This is a genomic window from Aureimonas sp. OT7 (assembly GCF_014844055.1).
Lineage (GTDB): Bacteria > Pseudomonadota > Alphaproteobacteria > Rhizobiales > Rhizobiaceae > Aureimonas > Aureimonas altamirensis_A.
Genome location: NZ_CP062167.1, coordinates 4157641 through 4181223, shown reverse-complemented (window position 1 = coordinate 4181223; position 23583 = coordinate 4157641). Strand labels below are relative to the sequence as shown.

Here is a 23583-nt window from a genome sequence, read left to right as displayed (position 1 = left end):
CTGGGTTTGTGCTCCTTCATGAGGGTCGAATGCCGTATGCGTCGTCTGGCGTTTCGTCGCATCCAGCGACCAGGTGCCGCCCGTCGCGCTCATTTCTGCACCCAGGTCAGGCCTTCGGCCTTCCATCCCGCCACGCGGCCACGGTGGCCATCGGGATCCGGCGGGCCTTCGAAGCCATCGAGGATGTTGAAGCTTTCGGTAAAGCCGGCGGCCGACATCGCCGCCGCGCTGGCCATCGAGCGGGCCCCCGAGCGGCACAGGAAATACAACCGCGACTGGCGGGAGCCGCCGCGCTCCTCGACGGTGGCGGAAACCCGCTCCACGAAGGCCGGGTTGACCGACATCGACGGATAGCTCTGCCACTCGACGAAGAGCGGGTCCCTTGCCGCACCGGGCAGCAGCGGGAAGCCGACATAGGTCCACTCGGCCAGTGTCCGGACATCGATCAGGAATGCGTCACCCCCGGCTTCGAGGTCGTCCCAGCACTGCCGGGCCGTTACATCGTCCTTATAGGGCTTCGTCACGACGATACTCTCCATGGGCCGCGGCAGCATCTGCCGGGCAGGTAAATGACAACACAACACGGGTCGGCAACGCCGCAAAGACGCGCGGTTGCCAGATCGGGAATTGCGAGAGCTTAAGCGAGGGGTGTGCTGAACCTAGAAGGACACCAGATTTCCAATTTTGTTCTGGAAAACACGCGTTGTCCCCACACTTCGTTTCCGCAAGCTCTTGTCGCTGAATGGAAGCTACGCATGTCGACAGTTTGGGGCAAGCTTCGAATCGTGGAAAACGTCGTCGCGGCGCGGGCACTGTGGCGCTGAGGACAAAGCCATAGTGTAGCCCATTTGATTAATGGGCTGATTCCTCAACGGATTCGTTTTCCGCTCGAGGCATCGCGAAACGACAAGGAAAATTTCGACTTTATTTCGCGCCCCCTTGCTTGACTCTCGCGCGGTGCCGGACTTCCCGGCAGATGACAGAAAAGTTTCAATCAGACCTTCGACAAGCTGTTGAAAAATTTGGCCTAATTTTGCGCAGGGCCTGGCCTGTGGCAGAATCGCCGCGGTCTGCTGTGGCGTTTGCATGACGCCGATCCGCGCGAGGCGTTGATTCCGTTTCGGGAATCGGCGCTGCGATGCGCCTGGCTTGACGGCCGACATCATGAAATGAGAACAAAAGGAGATCATTGCGACTCGAGTCGAGGACTGGCCCATGCTTACCGACACGATCCTGCGGGCCTCGCTTCTGGCCTTGACGATTCTCAACCTGTGCTTCTCAGTCTGGCTGTTATCGCGGGTTGCGCGGGGCGGATCGGCCCGGGACGAGATCATCGACCGGCTGGATCAGCTCGATGCCCGCATGTCGGAGACCCAGAGTTTCGCGCAGGCCGGCTTCAGCGCCATGCGGGAGGATTTCGCCCATTCCGCCGCGCAGACGCGGGCGGATGCACGGCACCTTCGGGAGGAGGTCGGGGCTTCGCTGCACCGCCTCGGCACGCAGACCATGACCACGCTGGACGGCGCGACGCGACGCCAGGCCGACGGCTTGCAGGGTGTCGCCGGCCGTCTGCACGAAATGTCCGAGGCCAATGAGCGCCGGCAGGAGGCGCTGCGCCAGACCCTGGAGAGCCGGCTCGACCGCCTGCGGCAGGACAATGCCGCCAAGCTGGAAGAAATGCGCGTGACCGTGGACGAGAAGCTGCAGGGGACGCTGGAGCAGCGTCTCGGCGCGTCCTTCAACACGGTGAACGAGAATCTGGAGCGGGTCTTCCGGTCGGTCGGGGAAATGCAGTCCATCGCCACCGGCGTCGGCGACCTGAAGCGTGTACTTTCCAACGTGAAGGCGCGCGGCACCTGGGGCGAGGCGACCCTTGGGCTGGCGCTGGAGCAGGTGATGACGCCCGAGCAGTATGCCACCAATGTGGAGGTGCGTCCGCATAGCGGCCAGCGCGTGGAGTATGCCATCCGCCTGCCCGGAGACGGCGCGGAGCCGGTTTGGCTGCCGATCGACGCGAAGCTGCCGACCGAGGATTACGAGCGTCTGGTCGATGCCTCGGAGCGCGGCGACGCCGATGGAGTCGAAGAGGCGGCCAAGGGGCTGGACCGCGCCATCCGCAAGGCCGCGGCCGACATCGCTGCCAAATATGTCCAGCCGCCCCATACAACGGACTTCGCCGTCATGTTCCTGCCCACGGAGGGCCTGTTCGCGGAAGTCGTGCGCAGACCGGGCCTGATCGACCAGCTGCAGCGCGACAACCGGGTGATCGTGACCGGGCCGACCACGCTGATGGCGCTCCTGACATCGCTGCGCATGGGGTTCCGCTCGCTGGCCATACAGGAGCGATCGAGCGAGGTGTGGCAGGTGCTGGGCGGCGTGAAGACCGAGTTTTCACGGTTCGGCGACATGCTGGACAAGGTGCAGAAGAAGCTGGGCGAGGCGCAGACCGCCGTCGACGGGGCGCGGACGCGCGGACGCGCGATCGACCGGCGCCTACGCGCCGTCGATGACGGCGGCGATGGCGCGGGCCACCATCCGCTCCTCGTCGGTGGCGACGACGTGCAATGCGGGCCCCTGTCCTGACGATATGTCCTCGGACCCGGCCTCATTGGCGGCTTCGTCGAGGCTGATGCCCAGCCAGCCCAGGCGGCGGGCCACCATGGAGCGCGCCGCGGGCGAGTTTTCGCCGATACCGGCCGTGAAGACGATGCGGTCGACGCCTTCCAGCGCAGCCGCCAGCGCGCCGATCTGGCGGCACACGGTGAGCGCGAAATAGTCCAGCGCCTCACGGGCCTGCGGCGTGTCGGCGGCCATCAGTTCCTGCATGTCGCCGGACAGGCCGGCAAGGCCGGCAAGGCCTGAGCGCCGGTACAGCATCTCCTCCACCGCGTCCGGCGCCATGCCCTGTCGCAGCACCAGGTGCAGCAGGACGCCGGGGTCGATCGCCCCGCACCGCGTGGCCATGACAGGCCCGTCGAGTGGCGAGAACCCCATGGTGGTCGCCACGCTGCGGCCGCCCTGCATGGCGCAGAGGCTGGAGCCGCTGCCGAGATGCAGCACCAGGACGCGCCCGCCGGCGTCCGCCCCGAAACGCTGCGTCAGCCTGTCTGCGATGGCTTCGAAAGACAGGCCATGAAAGCCGTAGGCGATGATGCCGTCGTCGATCAGGGAGCGGGGCAGGCCGTAGAGCTTCTGCACCGCCGGGCGCGCGGCATGGAAAGCCGTATCGAACGCGCCGACCTGCAACGCACCCGGGAAGCGCCGGGCGGAGGCGGCGACGATGGCGAGGTTGTAGGGTTGGTGCAGCGGGGCCAGAGGCTCCAGCGTGGACAGATAATCGAGCGTCGGCCCGTTCAGCCGTGCCGGGCCCGTCAGCCTCCGGCCGCCATGGACGATGCGATGGCCGATGGCGGAAATCTCCTGGCTGCCGAGCGCGCCCTTTTCCAGCCGGTCGAAGACGAGTTCGGCCGCGCCGTCCATGTCGATCGGCCCGTTGTCGAGGGTCTCCTCCTCGGTCTCGCCGTCAGCCGACCGGATGCGCAGGCGCGGCCGGTGGCCGATGCCGGAAACGGAGCCGCGCAGGCGTTCGTCTCCGTCATCGGCATAGAGGGCGAATTTCAGGCTGGACGAACCGGCATTGAGCACGAGCCACCGGGTCATGCGGGGCTATCCTGCTTGGCGGCGCGCATGCTTTTCTGACGGCGCGCCACAAGCAGCGCCGCCGCCGCCGAAGCCAGCCGCGACCGCCGCCCGTCGGCGCGGCTGGTCAGCATGATCGGTACGCGCGCCCCCATCACGAGCCCGGCCGACTGTGCCGCCGCAAGGTAGAAGAGCTGTTTGGCCATCATGTTGCCGGCCTCGATATCCGGCACGATCAGGATGTCGGCGCGCCCCGCCACGGCTGACCTTATGCCCTTGCGCTCGGCCGCCTCCGGCGAGACGGCGTTGTCGAAGGCGAGCGGCCCGTCGATGATGGCGCCTTCGATCTGCCCACGGTCGGCCATCTTGCACAGGGCCGCCGCGTCCAGCGTCGCCGGCATGTTGGGGTGAACGGTCTCCACGGCGGCCAGCACCGCGACGCGCGGCTCGGGCACGCCCAGCGCATGGGCGCAGTCGATGGCATTGCGGACGATATCGGCCTTGGTGGCCAGGTCCGGTGCGATGTTGATGGCCGCGTCGGAAATGAAGAGCGGGCGCGGATAGGTCGGAACATCCATGATGAAGACATGCGACATGCGACGATCGGTGCGCAGGCCCTTGGCGCGGTCCACCACCGCGCCCAGAAGCTCGTCGGTGTGGAGGCTGCCCTTCATCAGGGCCTCCACGCGACCGTCGCGCGCCAGGGCGCAGGCGGCCTCGGCCGCGGCATGACTATGCTCGACGTCGACGCGCTCGATCCCGGCGATGTCGATGCCGGCCGCTGCGGCCGCCTTGTCGATGCGTCCCGCCGGGCCGATCAGCACCGGCTCGATCAAGCCGATGCGTGCCGCCTCGACCGCCCCTTCCAGCGAGACGGCGTCGACGGGATGCACCACGGCGGTCCGCGCCGGCGCTGCCGCGTCGGCCAGCCCCAGCAGCCTGTCCAGTTGTGAGGGCGTGCCGGCCCCGGATCCGCGTTCGGTGAAGTCCATGACGCTCCCATCGGGTCAGGGAAGGGTATAGGCGATCACATAGTCACCGCGCTCGGGCGACTGGCGCGCGCCCCCGGCAGTCACCACGACATACTGCTTTCCGCTTGCGGGTGAGACGTAGCTCATCGGGCCGCCCTGGCTGCCGACGGGCAGGCGCCCCTTCCACAATTCCGCGCCCGTCCGTCCGTCGAAGGCCCGCAGGTAGAAATCCTGGGTGCCGGCGAAGAAGACGAGGCCCGAATGCGTGGCCAGCGACGGGCCGAGCGTCGGCATGCCGATCGGGATGGGCAGGCCCATCGCGAAGCCGAGCGGGCCGGTATCCTCGACCGTGCCGAGCGGAACCTGCCACACCAGTTCCTGCGTCTTCAGGTCGATCGCCGACAGGGTGCCGAAAGGCGGCTTCTGGCAGGGAATACCCAGTGGCGACAGGAAGCGCATGCGCATCGCGCCGAACGGGGTGCCCTCCTGCGGGACCACGCCCATCTCGATGCCGCTGGCGCCGGCCGGTATGTCGGCGCGCGGCACCATGTAGTTGGCGAGGCCGAGCCGCATGTCGTTGACATACATCAGGTCGGTGGTGGCATCGATGGACACCGCGCCCCAGTTCATGCCGCCCAGCGACCCGGGGAACTGCAACGACTTGTCGAGGCCCGGCGGGGTGAAGATGCCGTCGACGCGCATGCCGCGGTAGGCGATCCGGCACAGCAACTGGTCGAAGGGCGTTGCGCCCCACATGTCGGCCTCGGTCAGCGTCTCGTTGCCGATCATCGGCATGCCGACCGAGAAGGGCTGCGTGGGACTGTAGGTTTCCCCTTCGAGGTCGCCCTGCGGCACCGGCCTGTCTTCCACCTCGGCGATGGGCTCTCCCGTCTCGCGGTTGAGAAGGAAGATCATGCCCTGCTTGGTCACCTGCGCCAGCGCCGGCACGGTACCGCCGTTGCCGTCCGGAATATCGTACAGCACCGGCTGGGCCGGCATGTCGAAATCCCAGATATCGCGGCGAACGCCCTGGAAGGTCCAGCGGACCTGGCCGGTCGCCTGGTCCAGCGCCACCACCGAAGAGGAGTACCGGTTGTCCAGTTCGCTGCGATGGCCGGTCCAGAAGTCCGGGGTGGCGTTGCCCGTCGGCAGATAGACGAGGCCGAGTTCGGGGTCGTAGGACATGGCGGCCCAGACGTTGGGCGTACCGCGCGTATAGGTTTCTCCGGCGGGCGGCTCACCGGTCAGGTCCGGGTTGCCGGGATCCCATGCCCAGACGAGGTTGCCGGTGCGCACGTCGAAGGCCCGTACGACGCCCGGGGGCTCGTCTGTCGAGAAATTGTCGGCCACGCGGCCGCCGACGATGACGAGGTCACCGGCAACGAGCGCGGTGGAGGTCTGCTGGTAATAGCCCGGCTGGACCTCGCCCATGCCGACCGTCAGGTCCACCGTCCCGTTCTGGCCGAAATCGGCGCAGGGCTGGCCGGTTTCGGCGTCCAGCGCGATCAGGCGGGCATCGATGGTCGGCAGGAACAGGCGTCCCCTGCACAGGGCGGCATCGGCTTCCTGAGGGGCCGGCTGGCCGCCGGCGGGAAGCGATGGGTCCGCAGCCGGGGCGGGCTCTTCGCCGGCCTCCCAGTAGGCAAGGCCGCGGCAACGCTGCCAGTTGGGTGACTGCGCCTGCGGGTCGAAGCGCCAACGCTCGGTGCCGGCATCGGCGTCGATGGCGAAGACCTTGCCGTAGGCGGAGCAGACATAGACCGTATCGCCGACCTGTATGGGGGTATTCTGGTCTTCCGCACCGGAGCCGGTGCTTTCCGGCAGGTCGCCGGTACGGAATGTCCAGGCCACCTGCAGATCCTGTACGTTGGCAGGGGTGATCTGGTCGATGGACGCGAAACGCGTGCCGAAGCTGTCCTTGCCCCATTCGCGCCATTCGCCCGGCTGTGCCGGCGTGTCCGGTGCCGCGTAGCTGGCCGTCGGCGCGACGACGTTCTTGGGAGAGAAGGCGGCGACCCCCGTTGCCACGATGGCGACCAGAAGAACGAGCCCGGCGCCGTAGGGGGCGAAAGAGGGCTGCCGCCCGGCGGCCCTTTGCAATGTCGGATGCAGGAACAGGAGAAGGCAGGTGGCGACCGCGACGGCGAACAGCCGCGCCACGAGTTGCCAGAAGTCGAACCCGACCTCCCACAACGCCCAGGGGATGGTGACGAGGAAGACGAGGCAGAACAGCACCGTGCCGGTGGGGCTGAGCGAGACGATCAGCGCGCCGGAGGCAAGCAGGACGAGGCCGGCCAGAAGATAGTACCAACTGCCGCCGAGGCCGGCGAGCCAGGCTCCGCCGCCGGCAAGATACAGTCCGGCGATGATGACGACGATACCGATGAACCGCAGGAGGAAGCGGCCGAAGGCGGAGGATGTCTGTTCTGGCATGCTGTACGTCCCCGAGACACGGCGCTGCATCCGAAACGGCGTGCGCCACGGAGAGTGATTAGCGCGGCGTCAAAAAGAAACAACCCGCCGTTGCGCGGCGGGTTGTCGAATCGCGTGTGAACGGTGCGTTCATGCCGACAGGTTGGAATTGATCCAGGCGACGAGCTTGGACTTGGGCGCCGCGCCGACCTGCACGGATGCCTGCTGGCCATCCTTGAACAGCATCAGCGTCGGAATGGACCGCACACCGAACTGCGCAGCCAGATCCGGATTGTCGTCGATGTTGACCTTGACGATCTGGACAGCGTCGTTTTCTTCCGAGATTTCCTCGAGGCTGGGGGCAATCATCTTGCAGGGGCCGCACCATTCGGCCCAGAAGTCGACGACGACAGGCTTGGACGCCTGAAGAACATCGGCCTGGAAAGACGCTTTGTCGGTTTTCTTCGTAGCCATTTGGGGCTCCACTTCGCGCCGGCCCGACGGGGCGGCGCCGGTTGATTGCAACTGCCGGTGGCACGCGACGATTCTGCGCGCATGCCGCCGGGCCTGTCCCATAGTTAGAACCTCGCATGGCCGCGTTCAAGCAGGTGGCCCGAGCGACAGCGCCTCCGGGTCCAGACGGTGCAGCACCGGCCCTTCGGTATACAGCAGCGCGGCCTCGATCCGCCGGTCCGGAAACAGCGGGGCCAGCAAGGCCGCATAGAGCGCCATCTGCCGGCGATGAGCCTGCGGAATGGCGGCGGCATCCCGCGGGACGGGGCGGTTGGTCTTGTAGTCCACCAGAAGGACGCGGTCCGCCTCCACGGCCAGGCGGTCGATCAGGCCATTCACCGGCAGGCGTCGACCATCGAGCTCGACCGTTCCGGCAATCGCGACCTCGGCGCGGCTGGCCGGCGCGAAGATGGGGGCGAATGCCGGCTCCCGCAGCACGGCGTTCACCTCCTCGATCAACTTTTCGCGCTCCTCCGCCGGCCAGGCGGGTGCGGATCGCGCGACATAGCTGCGGGCGGCCTCGGTCCGCGCGTCGTCGGCGAGGTCGGGCAGGACCTGCAGCAGGCGGTGGGCCAGTTGTCCGCGCAGGAGCGCGGTGGCCGGATCGGCCGGCCCGTCCAGGACCGGCGAGCGCCATGCCGGCCCTTCGAAGCGTTCGATCGTCTGGCCGCCGGCCGTCGAGGGCGTCAGCGGGCGGGGGCCGATCTCCTCGGCCGGCAACGGGGACAGGTCCATAGCCGTGGGATGGGCCGGCGCAGACACGGCCACGTCCGCCATCCTGCCCTGCGGCGGTGCCCCGATGCGCCAGGCGACGACCGCGCCGGAGGGGTCGAGAATCGCCTCGGCGGCGTCGCCGAGGCTGTCCCGGACATGGGCGGACCAACTCTCGGCACTCGGCTCCCTGACACCGGAATAGCCGCAGACGACGAGGCGGTCGGCCGCGCGCGTCAAGCCCACGTAAAGAAGGCGGCGATACTCGTCTTCCGCCCGCGCGCGCTCCAGCGCCGCCAGCCTTTCGATCTCGGCGTTGCGGCACGATCTGTCGGGACACCAGAGAAAGCCGGGCTGGCTTTCGGATGGTTGCCCCGGCATGCCCTCCCACTCGATCAGGCGCGCGGCATGGCTGGTGGTGAACGGCTCCGAACCGGGGTCGACCAGAAAGACCGCGGGTGCTTCCAGCCCCTTGGCGGCATGCACCGTCATGATGCGGACCTCGCCCTTCAGCGGCGTCATCTCCCGGCGCACGACCGGGGGGCTTGCGGCAAGGTCGGCAAGGAACGCGTCGAGCCCGGCGCGTCCATCCTGCTCGGCGGTCAGGGCAAGATCCAGGAACGCGTCCAGAACCTCGCCGGTATCGCGGCCAAGGCGGGCGGACAGGGCAGCCCGGCCGCCCTCGGGGCCGAGAAGGCGCGCATAGAAGCCGTAGACGCCGGTATAGCCGGCCCGGTCGCGCAGCGATTCCAGGCGCTCGAAGGCGCTTTTGGCACGTTCGGCCAGTGCATCCGCATCGACGCCGAACGGTTGCAGACGGGCAGGATCGAGCCCGCCCGCCAGCCGGCGCAGGGCCAGATAGAGGGATTGCGGCCGGCCTGCATTGCCGCGCGACAAGGCAAGCGCCATCAGGTCGGCGTCGCTGAAACCGAAGATCGGGCTTTTCAACGCCTCGGCCAGCGACAGCTCGTCCTCGGCGTTGGCGACGGTGCGGCCGATGGCCATCAGATCCTGCACGGCGAGATGGTCGGTGATGGTGAGCCGGTCGGCCCCGGCGACGCGTATGGCCGGGTTGCCCAGCGCCCGGATGGCGGCGCCCATGGCGGACACGAAGGCCGAGCGCTTGCGCACCAGTATGATGACGTCTCCCGCATCCAGCGGGCGGGTCACGCCCTTCACCTCGACGGGTGTGCCAACCCATTCCTCGATCTGCCCGGCGATCCGTCGGGCCAGGCGATGAATGGGCGCATCCATCGGCTGATGGTCGATGGGCCGCAGCCAATCGTCGTCGGTTTCGCTGGCGGGAAGCGGCCTGACGGTGGGCCACACCTCGACAAGGCCCGCCTGGGCGGCACGCGCGGATTCATGCACCGGCGCCTCGCCCTCGCTGGACAGGCCGCGACGGCGCGTTTCGTCGGCGAAGATCCTGTCGACCGCGGACAGGATTTCGGCCGCGGAGCGGAACGACTGGTGCAACCCGACGCGATGGAAGGGCTGGCCCGATCGTGCGGCCAGTTGCTCCAGCCGCCGTCGCTCCTGCGCGAACATCGCGGGGGACGCACCCTGGAACGAATAGATCGACTGCTTTTCGTCGCCGACCGCGAAGACGGTGCGCCGCCGCGACTCGCCGGCACCGTGGAAGAATTCGTCGACCAGCGCCCGCACCACCTGCCACTGGCGCAGGCTCGTATCCTGCGCCTCGTCGACGAGCACATGGTCGATCCCCTTGTCGAGCTTGTAGTGCACCCAGGCCGAGGCCTCGCGCCGCAGCAGAAGATCTGCTGTGCGCACGATCAGATCCTCGAAATCCAGCTTGCCGCGCCGCTGCTTCAGGGCGCGATAATCGCGCTCCAGCCGGTTGGCGATCACGAGGGCCGCGCGGCTGGCACGGAACAGCCGCTCGCTGGCGAGGCGTTCGGCGCAGCCGTCGAGGAAGTCGCCCAGCATCCCGAGCCGGGCCTCGAGCTCCGGCACGGCTGCCACGACGGCCTTGGTGGCGACACTGCCCAGCTTGAAGCGATCGCCCTTGGCTGTGAACACCAGCGAGCGAAGGACGCCATATCGCTCCTGCGCAGTTTGCGAGGCCGCGAGGCGCGCCAGCTTCTCGCAGAGCTTGTCGTTCGTGGAGCCGCCGGCCTGCGCCGCTACGACGCCGAGCTGTCGGCAGAATGCGGCATCGAAACCGGGCGGATCGACGATGCCAGAGAGGGGATCGGTGTCGCCGACGCCCAGCGCCTGTTTCAGCACCCGGACGGCATTCTCCGGACCGCCATTGCCCTCGATGAAGGCGCCGATGCGGTCGCGGCGGGCGATGCACGCATTGATCAACCCGTCGAGGCCGGCTTCCCCCGCAAGCTCGAGCGCCTCGGCGAAGGCCTCCGCCAGCGCCGGGTCCGCCCCGGTGCCGCCGTCCAACCTGGCCAGCACGACCAGGAGGCGGCGCGCCTCGGCCAGCAGCAGTGCGCTTTCACCATCGTCCATCACCTGGAAATGGCCGGGTACGTTCGCCTCGAGCGGAAACTGGTGCAGGATGGCTTCGCAGAAGGCGTGAATGGTCTGGATCTTCAGGCCACCCGGCGTCTCCAGCGCGGTGGCGAACAGGCGGCGCGCGGCCGGGATATCGCCCGGCGTGCCGCCGCGCAGGGTGGCCAGCTCCTTGCCGAGGGTGTCGTCATCGGCACGCGTCCAGCGCGACAGGGTGGTGAAGACGCGGGCCTGCATCTCCGCCGCCGCCGCCTTCGTATAGGTAAGGCACAGGATACGGCCGGGGCTGACGCCGGCCAGGAGCAGCCGCACCACCCGCATCGTCAGGACGTGCGTCTTGCCGGAGCCGGCATTGGCCGCCACGAAGACCGACAGGGACGGATCGGAGGCGCGCTCCTGCGCGTGGACCGTGGCGGCGGAAACGGAAAGACCGCTCATTCCTGTTCCTCGCTTCCTTCCTCGGCCATCGCCCATTCGCGCGAGCGGGCAAGCTGGTCGTAATCGCCCGACATGTCGGCGGCGATGAACGGGCGCGCACGCGACAGATAGCCCTTGGCGGGGTTGCGATAGGCGGCGCCGAGGGCCCGCAGCCGCGCCAGGGCGGCATCGGCCAACCCGTCCACGGTGATGGCCTCGCCTTTCGCGCTGCCCGGTGTCGCCAGTGCCTCTTCGACGAAGTCCCGCTCGCGAAGCCGCACGTAGCTCAGGCCGGCGATGGGCGTGCCGGCGGGCAGGCCGTCGAAGGCGCCGAGCTTCAACATCGCCCCCTCCAGCGGCAATTGCGGTGCCAGCAGCGTGCGCGCCTGCCTGATCGACGGAGAAAGCCCGGTCTTGAAGTCGATGATCTCCGCGCCGCCATCGACCGTCATGTCGATGCGGTCGGCATAGCCCGTCAGCGTCAACCCGATCTCGGCAAGGTCGAGCCGGCCGCCAAGCTCTGCCCTTCGGGCGCGGATGCGGGGGCTCCTTTCATGCTCCCAGGCCAGATAGCGCCGCGCCAGCCCTTCCATGCGCGGCCACCATACGGCCTCGATCTCCGGCGGCAGATCCGCCGCAGCGAAGCGGCGCCGCGCGATGTCCAGCAGCGCGGACAAGGTGTCGGGGGCCGCCAGATCCAGCCCCTCCGACACGACGTCGGCCAGGATATCGTGGAACAGCGTTCCGCGCTCAGTGGCGCCGGGCGCCCGTATCAACGGCTCGAACGGCTCCAGCTTCAGGATGCGCCGCGCATAGACGGCATAGGGGTCGCGCACCAGGCGCTCCACCTCGGTCACCGAGATGCGGTCGGGGCGGAACTCGACGGGGGGGCGCGGCTCGGGGCGGGGGTGGCGCGGCAATTCGGGGCCCGCGTCAAGCAGACGGGCCTCGGCGATATACGCAGCACCCCGCTGCCGCAGCCGGGCCGTGGCGTCCGGGCCGGCCACCGCCGCAAGCCGCTGCATCCAGCGCGAGGCGATGGATGGCGCGCCGCCCCGGCGCTCGGCCCGCGTCAGGATCAGCCGCCTGTTGCCGATCGACATCCAGAGGTCGTGCGCGGCGAGGCCGATCCGGCGCTCGGGTGGATCGAGCAGGATCTCGGTGCGCATCAGCCGGGACAGGAAGGCGTCGGCGCGCGCGCCCTGTGGCCAGGTTCCCTCGTCGAGACCGCCGAGGATCAGCGTATCCACGCTTTGCAGGCGCGCTTCCAGGGTGCCCCAGACAAAGGCGCGATGCGACAGGCCACCGCGCGGGGCGACGCGTCGGTCGGCCATCAAGGCCGTGACGACATCGGGAAGCTCCGCCGGGGCGAAGGCGAAATCCGTTGCCGGCGCCGAGACGGTTTCGCGCAGCCATGCGGCAAGGACCTGCCCGGCTTCCTCGGCATAGAGGGCGGCGGGCGTGCCTTCGGGGTCGGCGGCAAGAGCCTCCAGCGCCAGGGTCAGTTGCATCGCCTGCGGGGCCAGTTCCAGCGCGGTCTCGCCGCGCAGGGCCGTCAGCGGCGCCAGGGCCAGTTCCAGCGCCTCGGCAACCGAGGCGCCAAGTGCAAGGTCTGCCTTGGGCAGAAGCTCCACGGCGCGCGCCACGCGCGGATCGTCCGCCCGTTGCCGGCGGCGCCTGTCGTACAGGGCTGCCAGGCCGCCGGCATCGGCAACCCCGGTGCCGCCGCGCAGCGCCACGATCTCGACCGCACGGGCGCCGCGCCGAACATCGGCCGGCGCCATCCCCAGGCGGGTCAGCGGATGCTTGATCAAAGACAGAAGCACCACGGGATCGCCGGGCGCCAGCGCGGCCTGCAGTGCCAGCCGGACGAGTTCGCCCGGCGGCGTCGCGGCCAGCGGACGCCCGGCGGAATCGTTGGCCGATATGCCGAAACGCTCCAGTTCGGCGCAGACACGGCGGCCGAGCGCCCGGTCCGGCGTTGCCAGCGCGACGCGGCTGCCGGGCTGCGACAGGGCCTCGCGCATGGCGATGGCGATGGCCAGGGCCTCTTCCGCTTCGTCCGCCGCCTCGATCAGGCTGACGCCATCCAACCCGGCCGGGACATCCAGGGCGGCGGCGTGCCAGCGCTCCGTCGTCTCGGCAGGCCGCATCGCTTCGGAGAAAATGGTTTCCCGCGCGCGCAGAGCCGGTGCAACGGGGCCGTCTATCTCGCGGACGTCGGCGCGGGCCAGGCCAAGGCCATCCAGCATGCGCGCCAGCGTGTATTGCGGGTGGCCCGCCGCCGCGGCTTCATGGGCGCGGCGCACCCGCTGGAAGGCATCGTCGTCGAGCCGCTTGTCCAGCCCGGGCAGCACGACGGCCCCGTTGGGCAGGCCGGCGATCGCCTTCATGAGGTCCAGCGTCGCGCCGACACTGGTGACGGCGCCGGCCACCAGGACCGGGTCCTTGCTGCCTTCGGCGCGGTAGCGCGCCGCCTCCCGCCGCGCGAGCTCAAGCCGCAGGGCCGCGGCGTCGGCCAGTTGGAGCGCGGCGAGTTCGCCCGGCCAGTGTTCGGTTACGATGGACAGGAAGGTCTGCGTCAACTGCCACCAGCCGGCCAGCCGGTCGCTCATGTCGATGCGCGCCAGCGCGCCGAGGTCGATTCCTTCTCCGGCTGCCTCGTCCATCAGCGCGGCAAGGTCGGAGGCCATCCAAACGGCGTCCGCCGCCGAGGCGGGGAGCACCAGTTCCTCCTCGCCGAGGACGTCGAGGGAGGCGCCGGCCAGTTGCGTTTTCCAGTAACGGATCAGGCGCGCCAGCAGCAGGCGGCGGTGCAACGGCTCCATGGCAGGCAGAAGGGTGGACGGGCCATCCGGCCGGAAGCCGGCGGCTTCGTCTTCTTCGCCGAGGGTGCGGATGCGGGGGAGGATGGCCGATACCCCGCCCAGTTCCGCTGCCAGCGCGGCGGCGAGAGTCTGTCCGGCGCGCCGCGTCGGCACATAGATCGTCAGGGCCGCGAGCGCCAGCGGGTCGCCGGTACCTGCGGCCATGCCGGGCACGATCCGGCCGCCGAGAATCTCTTTCGCCAGGGTCGGCAGGAAGGGCAGGCGCGGCGGAATGGAAAAAACGCGCAAGGCCCGCCCATCCATCGCCGTCACGCCGCGCTGGCGACGAGCACCCGCTCGGCGGCGCCGATGGCGTCGGGCGTGCCGACCGTCAGCCACAGCCCGTCGAGACGCACGCCGAACAGCCGGCGGTTCTCGATGGCGCGGTCGAAGACGCGGTTGAGCGAATAGCGCTCGGTGCCGAAGCCGTCGAAGGCGCGCGGGTGGATGATGGCGGCCCCGGCATAGATGAAGGGCGACATGTCGCGCTCGTCGACGCGGGTCAGCCGTCCCTCCACATCCATGACGAAATCGCCGCGTCCGTCGTAGCCCGTCGCGCGCTTCATGTCGGCGATGAGCAGCAGGACGTCCATGGTCCTGTCGTCCCACATCGCGGCCATGAGGTCGAGATTGTCGCGGTAGCCCTCGACCCAGAATGTGTCCGAGTTGATGACGTAGAACGGATCCGGCCCCAGAAGGGGCAGGGCCTTGGCGATGCCGCCGCCGCTTTCCAGAAGGGCGTCGCTTTCGTCGGAGATGTCCACGCGCACGTCGCGGCGCTTGCGCATATGGGCCCGCACGAGATCGGGCAGGTAATGAACGTTGACGACCAGGTGGTCGACGCCGTTGCGCAGCAGCGCCTCGATTCCGTAGTCGATGAGAGCCTTGCCACCCACTTCCACCAGCGGCTTGGGAATCGTGGCGGTGATCGGCCGCATGCGTTTGCCGATTCCGGCCGCCAGGATCATGGCCGTCTTCGGCCGGTGCATCGTCTGTCGTGTCATGTCTCGTCTGTCGTCCGCCAGGCGCCGGTAACGCCCCAGTCATCGTAGATCGCCTTCAGCCGCGCATTGGCCGGATGCGCGAGCGATCGGTTCAGATAGGTCTGAATACGTGGAATGTGACGCAGGTATTGCGGCTTGCCGTCACGTTCGTGCAGCCGCACGAACAGTCCGAGCAGCTTGGTCGCGCGTTGCGCCGCCATGATCGCGTATTGCGCGGCATGCATCTCGGCGTCGAAGGCCGGGTCGATGGCCAGCGCCTCTTCCAGATAGGCGGCCGAAACCGCTTCTTCCAGCTCCAGCGGCATATCCACGCGCGCGTCCTGCGCCAGGGAGGCGAGGTCGTAGGCGACCGGCCCGATCATGGCGTCCTGGAAGTCCAGGAGGCCGATCCGCCGGGGCCCGTCTTCCGCCGCCTGCCACAGGATGTTCGGCGAATGGAAATCGCGCATCACCAGGCCGCGGCGCGCGCCTTCGAGGGCGTCGAACGTGGCCGACCAAGCAGCGCGGAACGCGTCCCGCTTCGCGTCGGGGATGGGCTCGCCGTGCTGCCGGGGCCAGTACCAGTCCGCAAGAAGCTCCACCTCGATGGCCAATGCCGGCCTGTCGAATGGCGGTATCGCCCAGGCGAAACCGTGCCGCGTCTCGATCGGCCCGGTGAAGTCCTCGGCATGCAGCAGCGCCAGCGCACGGGCGCTCGCTTCGTAGCGCGCGGGGATCGGCACGCCGTCCGGGGTGACGATCCCCTCGACGCCGAGATCGCTGAGAAGGACGAGCCCGGCAGGAACGTCGGCCGCAAGGATTCGCGGCGCGGTGAAGCCGCGTGCAGTAAGTTCTTCCGCAATGGCGACGAAGGGGCGGACGTCACGCGCGATATGGGCGATTTCGGTATAGGCGCGGCCGTCGCGGATCGCCGGGCCCGGCGGCTGCGCCGGCGCGTCCATCAGCACCATCGATCGGCCGTCATGGGTGGCGCGCTCGTAGCGGCGCATGCTGGCGTCGGCCGGAAAGGGCATACGGTGCGCCCCGTCGAAGCCGGCATCGACCAGAAACTGGCGGATCGCCAGGCTGCGCGCCAGCCTAAGCGCGAGTTCGGGCGTGGGGGACAGGGTGGCGTCGCGGCCACCGTCCGGCGCGATGCGCAGTGCGATCGTCAGGTTTGCCTCTTCCAGCACCTGGCGCGCCCTCTCGGGCCACTCCACCAGCACGATGCCGGTTTCGGCGGCTTCCTCGAAGCCGAGCTCGTCCAGCTCGCTGTCATCGGCCAGGCGATACAGGTCGAAATGCGTCACCTTGGGCGCCGTCTCGTAGGTCTGCGTCAGCGTATAGGTCGGCGAGGGGACTTCCAGGTCGGGCTCGCCGGCCAACTGGCGGATCAGCGCGCGCGCCAGCGTCGTCTTGCCGGCGCCGAGGTCTCCGGTCATCGCCACGACGTCGCCTGTACGCAGGATGGCCGCCAGATCCTGCGCGAAGGCATGGGCGGCGGCTTCGTCCGGCAGGTGGACGATCAGGCCGGGGTCTACTGTCACCATCAATGCGCGGCCTCGTGCAATTTGGGGAAACGACAGGTCACGACGGTTCCGGAGCCGGCGCTTGAGGTAATCTCCACCTCGCCCTGATGCAACTCGACAAAGCTCTTGACGATGGACAGGCCCAGGCCGGCGCCCGACTTGCGGGCCCCCGCCGCATTCTGCTCGAAGCGCTCGAACGCCTTGGTCACGGTTTCCGGCGACATGCCCGGTCCTTCATCGGTTACGGAAAAAAGCGTATCGGTGCCGTCTCGCCGCACCGTCAACCGCACGACGCCCCCGGCGGGAGAGAAATTGACCGCATTGGACAAAAGGTTGAACAGGATCTGTACAACCCGCTTGCCATCGGCGCGGAACGTGCTGCCCGCCGCAAGGTCGGTCTCGATCTCGATATCGCCCTGCCGCGTCCTGTCCTCGACCGCCTCGATGGCCTGCTCGACCGTGCGCGCGATGTCGACGTCGGACAGGTCGAGCTGCAGCGTGCCGGCATCGATGGAGGCGAGGTCCAGAATATCGTTGACGATGGTCATCAGCGCCCGTGTCGAGGTGATGATGTAATCCAGATATTCGCTCTGGCGCTCCGTCAGCGGGCCGGTGTCCAGGGATCGCAGCAGCGCCGAGAAGCCGATGATGTTGGTCAGCGGCGAGCGCAGCTCGTAACTGACATGCTGGACGAAATCGTTCTTCAGGCGGTCCGCTTCCTCCAGCGCCTCGTTGCGCTCGCGCAGCATGCGCGCGGCCTGGCGCGCCACCGAAACGTCGGAAAAGGTCAGCATGGTCTGGCCGTTGGGCAGCGGCACGATGCCGTAGCTTTGGGTACGGCCGTCCTCCAGTTCGAACTCGCCGCTTTCGGTCAGGCGCGCACCCTCGTCGAAGGCCGTCACCGCATTGGCGAACAGCTCCCAGGACGGCGATCCCGCCACCCCCTTGCGCAGCGGAAAGGGCGTCGCCTTGGCAAAGGAGCGGATGTGCGGCTTGGCGGCCAGGAAATCGCGCGAGAGGCCCCACATTTCCGCGAAGGTCGGGTTGGACAGGCGCAGCCGGCCATCCTGGCCGAACACGGCGACCGCCTCCTTCAGATAGTCGAGCGTTTCGCCCTGCAGGCGGACCAGCGAGTTGAGGCGGCTTTCGAGCTGGAACTTCTCGGTCAGATCCTCGAACACCCATGTCGCGCCGCCCTGGGGCTCCGGGCTGGCGAAGACGCGCAGCGTGCGTCCGTCGGCCAGATGCCACAGCGCGTCGGTGGGGCGCGTGGCGCGGTAGGCGGCCAGGATCTCGTCCTTCAGGTCGCGCAGCGGCCTGTCTTCCGGCATGATGCCGCGCGTGCGCAACTGGTCCATGATGGCGACATGATCGGGCTTGCCGTCCAGGTAGGATTCCGAAAGGTCGAAGAGCTTCTGGAACTCGGCATTGTAATAGGTCAGGAGGGTCTTGGCGTCGAAGCGCGCCACCGCCGTCGTCAGGTGGTCGAGCGTCTCGGAATGGCTGCGCAACGTCGCCTTCAATTCGCGGCGCACCGCCTCGACGGCGGACACGTCCGAGGCAAGGCCGGCCGAGCCGAGCGGGCCCGCCGCCTCGATGACGTCGAAATTGCGCCTGTCGCCTTCCACCACCGCGGTCAGCCCGCCGCGAAACACACCCGTTCCGGCAACCGATTGCGCGATTGCGGCTCGATCCTGGGCATTGAAGAACTCGACCTGCCGGTCCACCGTCTCGTCGACGCTGTCCGCCTCGACGCTGCGGGCGAAAGCGGTGTTCACCCACACCAGCACGCCGCTGCGCGCCCGCAGCCACATGGGCATGGGCGCGGCGTCGAACAGGCTTTGCATGGTCTCGATCGTGGCGGTGGTGCGCTGCCGTTCGATGCGCAGGGTTGCCAGCTCCTCGCGCATGCCGGACAGGGGCGTGAAACGCACGACGGCGAGCGCCCCGACGGTGCGGCCGGCCACTTCCAGCGGCCGGCCGTTGGCCAGCTCGACTTCGCGGCGGAAGCTTTCCGCGCTGGCGCGCAGCCGGTCGATCTCGCGTTCCAGCGCCATCGCGTCATAGGCCGGCATCCAGTCCCGGAACGACAGGAAGGCGGCGGCCTCACGCGGGGCCTCGTATTCCCGCGGCAGGCTGCCGAGCACCTCGGGCGTGTCGCGGCCGGCAAAGGCCACGATACGCTGGTCGGTCGCGGCGATGATGCCGGCGCGGATGTCGGCCAGGCCGTGGGCGTCGGCGAGTTCTCCGCGCAGCCTGTCGGCATCGGCCATGAGGCGGGCGCGCTGGCGCATGTGCCAGACGGCGATCAGCAGGGCGCCGGCCAGGAACAGGGCGGCCACCGCAAGCGCGAGAATCATCTCCGGGCTGGCGGAACCCGCCAGTTGTCCCGCCTGCGTTTCACCCTGCATTCGCAGTCCCCTCGAGCGTCCCCGCCGGGGCGTGCACCCCGGCTCGATTCGCCCAAGTCTAGAGCGTCAAGCGGGCAGATGGAATCGCTTCCGTAGCCTGCCCGGCAACGAATGCGTCAGTAGCGGTAATGCTCGGCCTTATAGGGGCCCTGCGGCGACACGCCGATATAGTCGGCCTGCTCCACGCTCAACTCGGTCAGGCGTGCGCCCAGCTTGCCGAGATGCAGCCGCGCCACCTTCTCGTCCAGGTGCTTGGGCAGCACGTAGACTTCGTTGGCGTAGGCATCGCCCTTGGTGAACAGCTCTATCTGCGCCAGCGTCTGGTTGGTGAAGGAGGCGGACATCACGAAGGACGGGTGGCCCGTCGCGTTGCCGAGGTTGAGCAGGCGCCCCTCGGACAGGAGGATGATGCGCTTGCCGTCGGTAAACTCGATCAGGTCGACCTGCGGCTTGACGTTCGTCCACTTCAGGTTACGCAGCGCGCCGACCTGGATCTCGTTGTCGAAATGGCCGATGTTCCCGACGATGCACATGTCCTTGAAGGCGCGCATGTGCTCCAGCCGCACGACGTCCTTGTTGCCCGTGGTGGTGATGACGATGTCGGCCGTCGGCGCGGCATCCTCCAGCGTCACGACCTCGAAACCGTCCATCGCAGCCTGCAGGGCGCAGATCGGATCGACTTCCGTGACCTTCACGCGCGCTCCGGCGCCGGCCAGCGACGCGGCGGAACCCTTGCCCACATCGCCATAGCCGCAGACGACGGCCACCTTGCCGGCCATCATCACGTCGGTGCCGCGGCGGATGCCGTCGACCAGCGATTCCTTGCAGCCATACTTGTTGTCGAACTTCGACTTGGTGACGCTGTCGTTCACGTTGATGGCCGGGAACGGCAGGAGCCCCTTCTTCTGCAGCTGGTACAGCCGGTTGACGCCGGTGGTCGTCTCTTCGGTGACGCCACGGATGGCATCGCGCTGACGCTTGAAGAAGCCCGGCGTCGCCTGCATGCGCTTGGCGATCTGACGGAAGAGGATCTCCTCTTCCTCGTTGCCCGGGTTGGACAACACGTCGTCACCCGCTTCGGCGCGCGCGCCGATCAGGATGTACATCGTGGCATCGCCGCCATCGTCGAGGATCATGTTGGAGGGCCCGCCATCCGGCCACTGGAAGATGCGGTCGGTGTATTCCCAGTATTCCTCCAGGCTTTCGCCCTTCACGGCGAAGACGGGCGTACCCGTGGCCGCGATGGCGGCCGCCGCGTGGTCCTGGGTGGAGAAGATGTTGCACGAAGCCCAGCGCACGTCGGCGCCCAGCGCCTGCAGCGTCTCGATGAGCACGCCCGTCTGGATCGTCATGTGCAACGAGCCGGAGATGCGCGCGCCCTTGAGCGGCTTGTCGGTGCCGAACTCGTCGCGGCAGGCCATCAGGCCCGGCATCTCGGTTTCGGCGATGGTGAGTTCCTTGCGGCCCCAGTCGGCCAGGGCGATGTCGCGGACGACGTAGTCTTGTGCGGTCATGACGGAAAATCCCGTTCCGGAGCCTCGATTGGCGACCGATCTACCAGATGGCCGGCGCAGCGCACAAGGTGGATATAAACTTTTCCTTATGTCCTCCCGTAGCGGTCGACCGACAGGTCGTCGCTCCGGATGTCGGTGCTTCGGCCGCTGACGATATCGGCCAGAAGCCGCGCCGAACCGCAGCTCATCGTCCAGCCGAGTGTGCCGTGGCCGGTGTTCAGGAAGAGGTTGCCCACCGAGGTCCTGCCGATGATCGGCGTGCCATCCGGCGTCATCGGGCGCAGGCCGGACCAGAAGCTGGCTGCCGACAGGTCGCCGCCGGGGAAGAGGTCGCTGACGGAATGTTCCAGCGTACGCCGCCGCGCCTGCGGCAAGGCGTTGTTGTATCCGGAAATCTCGGCCATGCCACCGACGCGGATCCGGTTGCCGAGCCGCGTGAGGGCGATCTTGTAAGTTTCGTCCATCACGGTCGATTCGGGGGCCAGCGCAGCGTCGCGGATGGGGATGGTCAGCGAATAGCCCTTTACCGGATAGACGGGGATGCGGATGCCGAGCGGGCGCACCATGAAGGGCGAGAAACTCCCCAGCGCCACGACGACCGCGTCGAAGGCCTCGGTCTGCCCATCGACGACGACGCCCGTGGCCCGGCCGCCCTGTTCCACGATCCGCTCGACCGTGCACCCGAAGCGGAACGAAATTCCGGCCGTCTCGGCCATGGCGGCGAGGGCATTGGTGAACTTGAAGCAGTCTCCGGTTTCGTCCTGCGGGGTCCGCAGGCCGCCGGCGATCTTGCCCCGCACACGCGCCAGCGCGGGTTCGGCCGCAACGCAGCCATCCGCGTCCAGCACCTCGAAGGGGATGCCGTCGGCGGCCAGCGCCTTGACGTCCTTGGCCGAGGCGTCGACCTGCGCCTGCGTCCGGAACAGTTGCAGGGTGCCGCGCTGGCGGGCGTCGTATGCGATGCCCGTATCGGTCCGCAGCGCCGCCAGGCACTGGCGGCTGTAATCGGCGACGCGCAGCATACGGCCCTTGTTGCGCGCATAGGCCGCGGCCGTGCAGTTGGACAGCATCTGCGCCATCCAGCCCAGCATCGCAGCATCGGGCTTCGGCCGCAGGATCAGCGGGGCATGCTCCATCATCAGCCACTTCATCGCCTTGACGGGAATGCCGGGGGCGGCCCAGGGCGAAGAGTAGCCGAACGAGACCTGGCCTGCATTGGCGAAGCTGGTTTCCAGCGCCGGACCCTTTTCGCGGTCGAAGACCGTCACCTCGTGGCCGGCCTTGCCCAGATACCAGGCCGATGTGACGCCGACGACGCCGCCACCCAGAACTGCAACCTTCATGCAATGGCTCCCTTGCCGCTGTCATCGCGATAGACCCGTGTGAAGCGGGTGCCGAGCGACGTCAGGATTTCATAGGATATGGTGCCGGCATCGGCTGCAACCTCTTCGAGATCGCGGTGCGGTCCGACCAGCTCGACCATGTCGCCGGGCGCCAGCCCTGGCGCGGCGGTCGCATCGAGGATGATGCTGTCCATCGACACCCGCCCGGCGAAGGGCAGCTCATGACCGCCGAACCAGGCCGCCCCCCTGTTGCCGAGGCTGCGATGCCACCCATCCGCGTAGCCGACGGGGATGGTCGCAAGGCGCATCGGGTCCGCCGCGTGGCGGCTGAATCCGTAGCCGATGCCGGCGCCGGCCGGCACGGTGCGGACCTGCGCCACCGGCGCTTTCACCGTCGCCACCGGTGTCATCGGGTTCGGCCGGCCGGAGATGGGTACGCCGCCATAGAGCGCGATGCCGGGCCGGACGAGATCGAAGCGATACTCTTCTCCCAGGAAGACGCCCGCCGAATTGGCCAGCGACCGGCGCGCCGCGGGCAGGCGTGCCGACAGGGCCCGGAAGTTGGCGAGCTGCATGGCGTTGGCAGGGTTGTCCGGCTCGTCGGCGCAGGCGAGATGGCTCATGAACAGGGTGAAGTCGAGACCCTCGAACGCCGTGGCGTCGGCGGCCAGCGCCTGGACCTCTTCCGGTGGCATGCCCAGGCGGGACATGCCGGTGTCGGCCTGCAGGGCGACGGGCAGGCGTTGCCCGAGGCGGTGGGCAAGGGCGCGCCAGGCCTCGAACTGCGGACGCGAGTTGAGAACGGGGACGATCCGCCGCTCCGCACACACCGCCTCGAGCCCCGGTTGCACGCCATTCAGGACGAGGAGTTCGGCGTCGCCGGGCAATGCCTCACGCAGGGCGAGGGCTTCCATCAGTTGGGCGACGAAGAATGTGCGGCATCCTTCCGCGTACAGGATGGGCACGATCCGCTGGGCGCCGAGGCCATAGGCGTCGGCCTTGACGACACCGGCCACGGCGGCGCCGCAGGCGGTTTTGCCGAGGCCACGATAGTTCGACCGGATGGCGGCAAGATCGATCGTCAGGATGCCGGCGCCGGCCATGGCCAGCGGTGGAGTCGCGATTGAGCTCTTGGACTGCATGACGTTCGGCCCGTTTATCCCGATCTTCCGCGCCGGCGCGCGCTACGGAAAGAATGGCCGAATGATTGTCGAATGTTCGCGCTTATGACAAAAGGACAGACCAATATTCGCAGTTTCTTCGCATGAAATTCGAAAGGCTCGCAATAATTTGCACGACCTCGATCGGATAGACCGGGCCATTATCCGCGCCTTGCGGCAGGATGGGCGGCAGACCAATTCCGCGCTGGCGCAGAAGGTCGGCCTGTCGCAGTCGGCCTGCCTTCGGCGTGTGCAGATTCTGGAGGAGCGGAAGGTGATCCGCGGCTACACGGCGCTGGTTTCCGGGCCGGCGGCGGCGGATGCGCATGTGGTGATCGTGCGGATCAGCCTGGAGCGGCAGACGGAAGACGTCTTGAACCGTTTCGAAGCCGAGGTGCTGAAGCATCCCGAGATCCGCGAATGCTACCTGATGACGGGCGAGGAGGATTACCTGTTACGGCTCGAAGTCGCCGGTGCGGGCGATTACGAGCGTGTCCACAAGGAAATCCTGTCGCGTCTGCCCGGCGTGCTGCGGATCAATTCCAGCTTCGCGATCCGCAGCGTGCTCTAGAGCCCCTCAGCGTCGGGGCATCGGCCCGGGACACCGGCCGCATGCGGCCGACGCCGGT

General features: G+C 68.2%; 15 protein-coding genes. 2 read left to right on the top strand and 13 right to left on the bottom strand.

Going from position 1 to position 23583, the window contains the following annotated elements:
• Positions 1-89 precede the first annotated feature (89 nt).
• Positions 90-524, bottom strand: a complete 435-nt coding sequence (locus tag IGS74_RS20005; protein ID WP_206688199.1) for a rhodanese-like domain-containing protein — start codon at positions 522-524, stop codon at positions 90-92.
• A gap of 691 nt (positions 525-1215) precedes the next feature.
• On the opposite strand from IGS74_RS20005, the gene rmuC reads away from it, so the two are divergent.
• Positions 1216-2583, top strand: a complete 1368-nt coding sequence (gene rmuC / locus IGS74_RS20000; protein ID WP_206688198.1) for a DNA recombination protein RmuC — start codon at positions 1216-1218, stop codon at positions 2581-2583.
• Here the strand turns inward: rmuC and IGS74_RS19995 are convergent.
• The 12 genes from IGS74_RS19995 to alr form a co-directional block, all read right to left on the bottom strand.
• The gene (locus IGS74_RS19995; protein WP_192388565.1) at positions 2494-3660 is read right to left on the bottom strand and encodes an acetate kinase; all 1167 of its coding nucleotides are present in this window, start codon (positions 3658-3660) and stop codon (positions 2494-2496) included. The genes rmuC and IGS74_RS19995 overlap by 90 nt on opposite strands.
• Positions 3657-4631 carry a bifunctional enoyl-CoA hydratase/phosphate acetyltransferase gene (locus IGS74_RS19990; RefSeq protein ID WP_192388563.1) on the bottom strand — a complete coding sequence of 325 codons (975 nt, stop codon included), beginning with the start codon at positions 4629-4631 and terminating at the stop codon, positions 3657-3659. Before IGS74_RS19990 ends, IGS74_RS19995 begins: the two co-directional genes overlap by 4 nt.
• Before the next feature lie 15 nt (positions 4632-4646).
• The gene (locus IGS74_RS19985; protein ID WP_192388562.1) at positions 4647-7043 is read right to left on the bottom strand and encodes a membrane-bound PQQ-dependent dehydrogenase, glucose/quinate/shikimate family; all 2397 of its coding nucleotides are present in this window, start codon (positions 7041-7043) and stop codon (positions 4647-4649) included.
• Positions 7044-7172: 129 nt separating this feature from the next.
• On the bottom strand, positions 7173-7496 hold the full coding sequence (gene trxA / locus IGS74_RS19980) for a thioredoxin (RefSeq protein WP_039195941.1): 324 nt from the start codon (positions 7494-7496) through the stop codon (positions 7173-7175).
• Between the two features lie 126 nt (positions 7497-7622).
• Complete coding sequence (gene addA / locus IGS74_RS19975) at positions 7623-11168, bottom strand: double-strand break repair helicase AddA (protein WP_192388560.1); 3546 nt, start codon at positions 11166-11168, stop codon at positions 7623-7625.
• A complete protein-coding gene (addB, locus tag IGS74_RS19970) occupies positions 11165-14263 on the bottom strand; it encodes a double-strand break repair protein AddB (protein ID WP_348641878.1) in 3099 nt (1032 codons plus the stop codon). Before addB ends, addA begins: the two co-directional genes overlap by 4 nt.
• 20 nt (positions 14264-14283) lie before the next feature.
• Positions 14284-15018 (bottom strand): nucleotidyltransferase family protein, encoded by a 735-nt coding sequence (locus tag IGS74_RS19965; protein ID WP_192388558.1) that lies wholly within the window; start codon positions 15016-15018, stop codon positions 14284-14286.
• Complete coding sequence (tsaE, locus tag IGS74_RS19960; protein ID WP_192388556.1) at positions 15015-16547, bottom strand: tRNA (adenosine(37)-N6)-threonylcarbamoyltransferase complex ATPase subunit type 1 TsaE; 1533 nt, start codon at positions 16545-16547, stop codon at positions 15015-15017. Before tsaE ends, IGS74_RS19965 begins: the two co-directional genes overlap by 4 nt.
• Positions 16547-18937 carry an ATP-binding protein gene (locus IGS74_RS19955; RefSeq protein WP_192388554.1) on the bottom strand — a complete coding sequence of 797 codons (2391 nt, stop codon included), beginning with the start codon at positions 18935-18937 and terminating at the stop codon, positions 16547-16549. The genes tsaE and IGS74_RS19955 overlap by 1 nt, the downstream gene beginning before the upstream one ends.
• A 116-nt stretch (positions 18938-19053) precedes the next feature.
• A complete protein-coding gene (ahcY, locus tag IGS74_RS19950) occupies positions 19054-20451 on the bottom strand; it encodes an adenosylhomocysteinase (RefSeq protein ID WP_192388552.1) in 1398 nt (465 codons plus the stop codon).
• 86 nt (positions 20452-20537) lie between these two features.
• Positions 20538-21794, bottom strand: coding sequence for a D-amino acid dehydrogenase (locus IGS74_RS19945; RefSeq protein ID WP_192388551.1), 1257 nt, complete (start codon positions 21792-21794; stop codon positions 20538-20540).
• Positions 21791-22936, bottom strand: a complete 1146-nt coding sequence (gene alr / locus IGS74_RS19940) for an alanine racemase (protein WP_192388549.1) — start codon at positions 22934-22936, stop codon at positions 21791-21793. Before alr ends, IGS74_RS19945 begins: the two co-directional genes overlap by 4 nt.
• A gap of 148 nt (positions 22937-23084) precedes the next feature.
• Between alr and IGS74_RS19935 the strand changes: the two genes are divergently transcribed.
• The gene (locus IGS74_RS19935) at positions 23085-23525 is read left to right on the top strand and encodes an Lrp/AsnC family transcriptional regulator (RefSeq protein WP_039195586.1); all 441 of its coding nucleotides are present in this window, start codon (positions 23085-23087) and stop codon (positions 23523-23525) included.
• The last annotated feature ends 58 nt before the right edge of the window (positions 23526-23583 follow it).